The organism is Parasynechococcus sp., from assembly GCF_042954325.1.
Classification (GTDB): Bacteria; Cyanobacteriota; Cyanobacteriia; order PCC-6307; family Cyanobiaceae; genus Parasynechococcus.
In genome coordinates, this window is sequence record NZ_JBGKDS010000047.1 from 1 (window position 1) to 7,033 (window position 7,033).

A 7,033-nucleotide genomic window follows, 5' to 3' on the forward strand; every position below is an offset into this window, starting at 1 on the left:
GAACAGCTTCTGCCCTCCCTCGCAGCCAATGCCTTTGACGACGCACTGCCAACGGTGAACCCTGCCATCGGCCCGAGCCGCGGCCGCGTGGCGCTACTTCTGGGCTGCGTCCAACGCTGCTTCGATCCCAGCGTGAGCACAGCAACGGTGAAGGTGTTGCAGGCCAATGGTTTTGAGGTAGTGATTCCGCCTGACCAGGGCTGCTGCGGAGCGGTGAGCCATCACCAGGGGGAATTGGAGCTCACCCGCCAACTCGCGACAGATCTCGTCCGGAGCATGAATGCCATCAAAGGAGAGTTGGATGCGGTGCTGGTAGCCGCCTCCGGCTGCGGCCACACGATGAAGGCCTACGGCGAGCTGTTGAACGGCAACACTGCATTCCGGGCTCCTGTACTGGATGTTCAGGAATTCCTAGCTGACCGTGGCCTCCTGGAGTCGTTTCGCGCTCAGCTACAACCTCTCCCTGGCGTTGTGGCCATGCATGACGCCTGCCACATGATTCACGGCCAAGGCATCCAGGCCCAACCGCGCCAGCTACTGGAGAGCATTCCTGAACTGCAGTTGCGCGAGGCCATGGAAGCCGGCGTCTGCTGTGGCAGCGCCGGGATTTACAACCTGGTTCAACCCGAGGAAGCCGCTGAACTGGGTCGGATCAAGGCCGACGACCTCAGCCGAACCGGCGCCGATGTCGTGGCCAGCGCCAACATCGGCTGCACCCTGCAGCTGCGCCGTCACCTTGGCGAACGGGCACAGGTGCTGCACCCGATGGAACTGCTGGCGGCCTCAGCCGGCCTGCATCCGCTGCCAAGCCTCCAGGAGCGTGCCGGCTGAACCGAGGTTGCCGGGGAACGTGAGGATCGGCAGATCGGCCAGCGGCCCAGTGGATGGTCGTACCAACGACAACCCTGGCAAGAGCTGTCCCTCAAGCTGAACGGACTCCAGCGCCAGCCCACGGGCCAGCAGGGTTTGCGTGGTGATGCCGCCTTTGCTGATCAGGTACCCCAAACGCGGTGCCACAGCAGCGGCCAGCCGACCCATCAACGCCGCCAGTTCCCTTGCGAATCGGCGACCAGCAGCCTCCGAAGCGAAAGCCAGTTCTCCGCGACTCGTGTACAGGACAGGCGTGCGGTTCTGTTCGAGAGCCCCGCTGATCTGCTCCAGCCAGTCCCGTTGGAGGTCGTCCAACAGCCAATCCGGCGTGGGGCCGTCGAGCACCCTGGCGATCCGGCGCACAGGCAACTCAATGCCGAGGCACTCCGGTTCCTTGAGCAGACACGTCAGCTGCTGATCCGCCAGCGGAACGTACGAGCCAACCATCACCAGCCCCGGCCTGGCAGCTCCGGACGACGAGCGCCGGCGCAGTCCCGCCAGGCCATCGGCATCCAGCGGTTGCGGTCCTGGATCGGCCAGGGCCTTCAGCCAACTGGCCGCGGAACGGAACAGAAACCGCTTCTCCGGTTGAAGCAAGCGAACGGCAGCGGCCAAGGCCGCGAGCTGCTCCTGACGCTCCGCATCCACCACCACTGCCGCGTTGCCGTGGAAGCTGCGCAGGCGAGCCAGCAACGCGTCGAGGCCAGCACTGGACGCCTGATCCAGCTCCTGACCACTCAAACGCTGCACCGCTCCCGCCTGGATCACCCCAGCGCTTTTTTCCTCGAGCCAGGCCGCCAGATCACTGGTGCTGAAGGCAAACAGACGGTCCCTGGCAAAGGCACTGGTGTGCACGGGCTCCCCATGGAGCAGATGCACACCATTCACCGTGGTGCGCCCCCCCTCCAGGAAGGCCGGGACATGCAGGGTGGCATCGAAAGGTCCAAAGCAGTCCTCCAGCACCTGTGGCTCCAAAACGCCATGGCCCCGCAGGGTTGAATCGCCGCGGCTGACGAGCTGCACATCGTTCCGCTGCATCCCTTCGGCCAGCAGAGCGGCATCCAGATTCGCCGCAATCTCACGGTTGCAGCCCGCTGCCTGGGATGGCTCGAGCGAACGGGTATCCGCCAGCAGAAAGACAAGCGGCGATCGATGCCGCAGGCTCTGCTGCAAGGTCAGGGGATCCCAGCGAAGCAACAGAGGACACCCATGCACCGTCTGCGACCCGGTGGGGTCGTCATCGATCACGACAACCTTCATGGCACCATCGTGGCGTGAGCCATTCCCCCACCGACCGCCAGGAGCTGATCGCTCTGGTCCGCCACCTTCATCAAACCGCAACCCCCTGGATCCCCAGTGGTCTCGGAACCCGTCTGGACTGGGGGGCACCCATCCATGCCGATCACCCCACCGTGAGTTGTCGTGGGTTGAACCGCGTGATCGATCACGCCATTGATGACCTGACCATCACCGTGGAAGCAGGGATGCCACTGCAGGAGCTGCAGACCCTGCTGGCGGAGCAAGGCCAATGGCTGCCGGTCGACTGGCCCTGGGGCGGCGAACCCAGCGGAAGTCTTGGTGGCCTGGTGGCCAGGGGCTTGGCCGGCGGTCTGCGACAACGCCATCTCGGTGTGCGTGATCAGATCATCGGCATTGGTCTGTTGCGCAGCGACGGCGTCGAAGCCCATGCCGGCGGTCGGGTGGTGAAAAACGTGGCTGGCTACGACCTGATGCGTTTGCTCTGCGGAAGCTGGGGCAGCCTGGCCTTGATCACGGAGCTCACCCTGCGGGTGCAGCCGATGCGTCCCAGCCACGGTGGATTAGCACTCGATGGCCCCCTGGACAGCCAGGAGCGGTGTCGAGCGGAGGTGCTGAATTCGAGCCTGACGCCGGAACGCTTCGACTGGATCAAGACCGGAGACAGTGAGCCCCGTCTGCAGGTTCTGGTCAGCAGCGTGTCGGATACCGCGGTGGAGACACAACTCAGCCGGATCACGACCCTGGCTGAACACCTGGGCCTGACAGTGAAACGGCATGCCGCAGCGGTTCCACTGGAGCCACCACTGCCCATGCAAGGGGGCCGCTGGCTGGTTCGGGTGATGCTGCCGCCGGCACGCCTTCACACCCTGCTGAGCAGCCGTGAAACACAGGCCCTGAAGGGCTGGTCATGGTGCCTGGCCGCTGGAGCAGGTTGCGGCGATGGCTGGACTGCGGACAACGACAGCACAGCAGCCCATGCCGTGGGCGCTCTGCGTCAACGCGTCGGGCAACTGGGCGGCCAGCTGATGGTGTTGCGCCAACCCGAGACCGGGAGCCAACGGCTGCCCGCTTGGGGTGATGCTCCCGCTCGGGCTGTGATCGAAGCCGTGAAACGTCAGTTTGATCCCCAGCAACAGCTCTGCCGCGGCCGGTTACCAGGCGTGGAAGCCTGAACTCAGAGCACCGCATATCGACACGTCAGGGTCTGCTGGGCTCCGGGGTCCAGCACCAGCTTGCGATCTCCGCTGAGCAAGGCCTGCCGTGGTCCTGTCCAAGGCTCCAAGCAAACCATCGGCCGAGGCGGCTCCGTCCAGACCACGCTCAGATCGAAGGGAGCCTGGTGCTGCAACTGCAACTGAGCTCCGGTGGCGTCATCGATCAGCGTGACGGGTCCATTGGGTTGGCAGAGAAAATCCACCCCCTGAGGCAGCCGGTCCAATTGCGGCGCCGTGTCTGCCGCTGCCATCTCCAGATGATTCAGGCAGCGATCAGCCAACCCCGTGAGCCGCGTGCGGCTGAGATCACTGACCTGAAAGTAGGGGTGCAGCCCGAAGCTGAACGGCATCGAATCCGCGCTGCGGTTGTGGATGGTGGTGCTGATCTCCAGCGCCTGATCGACGGGGCGCACCTCCATCTCCAGCAGGAAGGCAAAGGGATACGCCGCTTCGGTTTGGCCTGTGGACTGCAAGCTCAAACGAATGCCGCTCTGATCGTCCAGGAGCTGCAGCACCCAGGGCAAATCCCGAGCGAAACCATGCTGCGCCAGGGTGTGTGCAACGCCGTTCACCACCAAACGGTCGTCTGGCAAGTTGCCGCAAATCGGGAACAGCACAGGGATGCCCCCGCGAATGCTCTTGGACGGATCGGCATAGCGCTGCTGATCGAAATACAGCACCTCCCTGCCCCCACAACACCACTCGCTGACCAGCCCCCCGCGCTCGGGGATGATCCGCAACCGGTCACCACTGCCTGGATGGACATACTCCCAGTGGGCATAGGGAGCGGACTTCTCGGTCAGGGCCATCAGCCATCCGGGCGCATGGTCAAAGTCTGCTCACGGAATCGGACCGGCGCCGCGGTCAGCCCAATCCAGCCAACCACTCCAGCAGGGCGGCATTGACCTGATCCGGAACCTCGTCATGGGGGCAGTGCCCCGCATCCAGCACCACTTCCGTGGTGGCCTCAGGGGCATGGCGCTGAAAGGTGGAGCGTCGACCGGGCGCATTGATCCAGGGATCGCGGATGCCCCAAAGCAGCAACAAAGGAGCGGTGAGCTCAGCGAACAACTCATCCAGAGGCTGACCACGCGGAATATCGAACACCGTTCGGAACACACCGAATGCTCCGGGATCGAGCGACGGTCTCCGAATCGACTCCACCAACCAGTCATCCACGTTGGTCTTGTCGATGTACACCTGGTTGAGCGTGCGGCGAATGGTGGCCGGCCTGCGCAGGTTCTCAAACAACACCCGCTGCAGGACGGGGCTGCGCAACAGCGCCGTCCCGATGGTCTGACGGGCGATCGCTCCCCAGCCCTGGGGGGGCTTTTGCTCATCACTAAAGGGACCGGCGGCATTCAGCAGCACCACCCCCGCGCAATCGTGACCGAGGGCCGCTCCAGCCGCCAAAGCGGCAAAACCACCAAGGGAATTACCGGCGATCACCGTCGGGCGGCCGATCCGCTCCCGCACGTAGGCAACCAGCTGATCGCGCCAGAGGGCACCGCCATAGTTCAACTCACCAGGCTTGGCGCTGCGGCCGAAGCCGAGAAGATCAATGGCATGCACCGCATGGGTGCGTCCCAGAACAGGAATGTTGTGGCGCCAGTGGTCTGTGGACGCACCGAATCCATGCACGAGAAGCAAGGCGGGACGATCGCTTGCATCGCCTTCCGGACTCAGCTCAACGGCATGCACGGGATGTCCGAGATGGCTCCAGCTGATCGTGTCCACAGTCGCGCGCAGGGGCAGCGATGCTAGGCAGATCAACTTGGAACGCTTCGATGCTGAGTGACGAGCTTTGGAGCGGACCTCTCGCAGACCCGGGCAGCTGGCGCGGCGCGGTGCTCTGGGCCATCGCCCTCTACATCCCCCTCAGCGGACCCCTGGCCCGATTCGAGGCCAGTCTGTCGACGAGTCCACTGCCGGAACAGGGTCGTCAACTGGCCCTGGTGGTCAGCTCACTGCTGCTGGCCTTGGCAGTGGGGATGGTCACCCAGCTGCTCGGCAGCTGGGTGATTGGTCCAGGCTGGGCATCCAGCCTGGCGGTGATCGCCATCGGCTGGAGCCTGCTGCTGGTGTTCGCATCACAGGACGACCAGGCGTCCTGACGACGGTCAGGACGCGCCTGCCATCGGATCGGCGGCCAACTCTTCGGGGACCTCATTGCCATCCTCAGGAGGCTTGCCTTTCAAGACCAAGCGGAGAAGAACCGGGGCCAGGAACGTCGTCCCGATCACCATCAACAGAATGGCGGCTTCAAGGCCGGGGTTCAGCAAGCCGGAGGCCGTACCCAGACCCAGGAAAATCAAGCCCACCTCACCCCGGGGCATCATTCCGAGGCCCACCACCAGGTGGTTGGTTTTCTCCTTACTGAAGACAGCCCAGCCGGCCGCAACCTTGCCGATGATGGCCACAAGGAAGAGGAAGCCTGCGATCACCAGTGCCGAGCGCGCTGCGGGATCGGATGGATTGATGACCGACAGGTCCATCCCCGCTCCCACCAACACGAAGAAGACGGTGGCGAAGAGACCAACAATCGGCATCACCGCCGCCTGAATCTCATGGCGGTGTTTGGACGCACTGGCGATCAAACCAGCCGCAAAGGCACCGAGGGCCGCTTCCAAGCCGATCGCCGTGGCCGCGAAGCAGGTCGCCCCGAGCAACAGATAAGCGCCCACCAATTTGGAGCCGGGGGCCTTGAGCTGGTCCACGACCCAATCGAACGCCGGAGCAGCCTTCCGACTCAGCACCAGCGCCACCACCACGAACAACACAGCGGCAACGACAAGGCGAATGATCGGAGCGATCTCCAGGGAGCCGCCGGCCCCAAGGGACACCACGATCGCCAGGATCACGATGCCGAGGATGTCGTCGAGCACAGCAGCGCCGATCACGATCTGGCCTTCACGGGTGCGCAGATATCCGAGTTCCCCGAACACGCTTGCGGTGATGCCGATGCTGGTGGCCGTCATCGATGCACCAGCGAAAATCGCGGGAATCGCATCGACGTGAAAAATCGTCATCAGGCCGAGGGTGCCAAGGGCGAACGGCAGCACCACACCCACCACGGCCACCGAGAACGCCTGAACACCGACGGCCATCAGCTCATCCAACTCACTTTCCAAGCCGGTGAGGAACAGCAGCGAATAGAGGCCGAGGTTGGAGACCGATCGCAACGCCCCGAAGCTCTCGTCATAGATCGCGGTGACGTCCTCTCCTGGGATGTGAGCCAGAGCAGCGATGGCATCGGTGAAGACACCGCTGAGTTGGACCTGCGTTTCGGGAGGAACCAGCAGGTGAAGACCGGACGCACCGATGATCACACCCGCCAGAAGCTCGCCCAAAATGGTGGGGAGCTCAAAGCGCACCAGCACCTCCGCCAGGGTGCGGGCGGCAACGAAAATCAAAATGAAGCGAAGGACGCCGATCAGCGTTTCGGCGACCTCCAGGTCATGACTGCTGATTTCACTCAGCAGGGTGGGCAGAAGCATCAGGCCGCGCAGCTCTGCCGCCGACCTTAATGGTGAATTCGTCGCAGAACTGTCCGTGGCGTGGTCCTCGTGCTCCGGTCCAAACGATTGAGCCGGATTGCGTCGCACCATCCACGCGCGGTGGCAGGTCGAAAATCGCTGGCTACGGTCCGATTAGCCGCATCGTCCGGGCGCCGTCAGCACGCCACGGAC

The 7,033-nt window shown here is 63.9% G+C and carries 7 protein-coding genes; 3 read left to right on the forward strand and 4 right to left on the reverse strand.

From position 1 onward, the window contains the following. Positions 1-831, forward strand: an 831-nt coding sequence (locus ACGVKB_RS07410) for a (Fe-S)-binding protein (RefSeq protein WP_392350675.1), incomplete at its 5' end; no start/stop codon positions are given. On the opposite strand, the gene ACGVKB_RS07415 is transcribed toward ACGVKB_RS07410, so the two are convergent. Beyond that, on the reverse strand, positions 784-2,130 hold the full coding sequence (locus ACGVKB_RS07415) for a four-carbon acid sugar kinase family protein (protein WP_392350677.1): 1,347 nt from the start codon (positions 2,128-2,130) through the stop codon (positions 784-786). The two genes, ACGVKB_RS07410 and ACGVKB_RS07415, sit on opposite strands and share 48 nt — an antisense overlap. Positions 2,131-2,144: 14 nt before the next feature. On the opposite strand from ACGVKB_RS07415, the gene ACGVKB_RS07420 reads away from it, so the two are divergent. Further along, positions 2,145-3,302, forward strand: coding sequence for an FAD-binding oxidoreductase (locus tag ACGVKB_RS07420; protein WP_392350679.1), 1,158 nt, complete (start codon positions 2,145-2,147; stop codon positions 3,300-3,302). Between the two features lie 2 nt (positions 3,303-3,304). Here the strand turns inward: ACGVKB_RS07420 and ACGVKB_RS07425 are convergent, their stop codons facing one another. After that, positions 3,305-4,153 carry a galactose mutarotase gene (locus ACGVKB_RS07425; RefSeq protein ID WP_392350681.1) on the reverse strand — a complete coding sequence of 283 codons (849 nt, stop codon included), beginning with the start codon at positions 4,151-4,153 and terminating at the stop codon, positions 3,305-3,307. A gap of 55 nt (positions 4,154-4,208) precedes the next feature. After that, positions 4,209-5,081, reverse strand: a complete 873-nt coding sequence (locus ACGVKB_RS07430; RefSeq protein ID WP_392350683.1) for an alpha/beta fold hydrolase — start codon at positions 5,079-5,081, stop codon at positions 4,209-4,211. 50 nt (positions 5,082-5,131) lie between these two features. Here ACGVKB_RS07430 and ACGVKB_RS07435 point away from each other — a divergent pair, with 50 nt between their 5' ends. After that, positions 5,132-5,458 (forward strand): hypothetical protein, encoded by a 327-nt coding sequence (locus ACGVKB_RS07435; protein WP_392350685.1) that lies wholly within the window; start codon positions 5,132-5,134, stop codon positions 5,456-5,458. A 6-nt stretch (positions 5,459-5,464) separates the two neighbouring features. Here the strand turns inward: ACGVKB_RS07435 and ACGVKB_RS07440 are convergent, their stop codons facing one another. Beyond that, entirely contained in the window at positions 5,465-6,841 is a 1,377-nt protein-coding gene (locus ACGVKB_RS07440; RefSeq protein WP_392350687.1) for a cation:proton antiporter, read from the reverse strand. Positions 6,842-7,033: the final 192 nt, after the last annotated feature.

What these genes read in the sequence shown, in the direction of transcription:
- ACGVKB_RS07415 (WP_392350677.1), bottom strand. Translation starts at nt 2,130, where the DNA reads ATGAAGGTTGTCGTGATCGATGACGACCCCACCGGGTCGCAGACGGTG.
- ACGVKB_RS07425 (WP_392350681.1), bottom strand. Translation starts at nt 4,153, where the DNA reads ATGGCCCTGACCGAGAAGTCCGCTCCCTATGCCCACTGGGAGTATGTC.
- ACGVKB_RS07435 (WP_392350685.1), top strand. Translation starts at nt 5,132, where the DNA reads ATGCTGAGTGACGAGCTTTGGAGCGGACCTCTCGCAGACCCGGGCAGC.
- ACGVKB_RS07440 (WP_392350687.1), bottom strand. Translation starts at nt 6,841, where the DNA reads ATGCTTCTGCCCACCCTGCTGAGTGAAATCAGCAGTCATGACCTGGAG.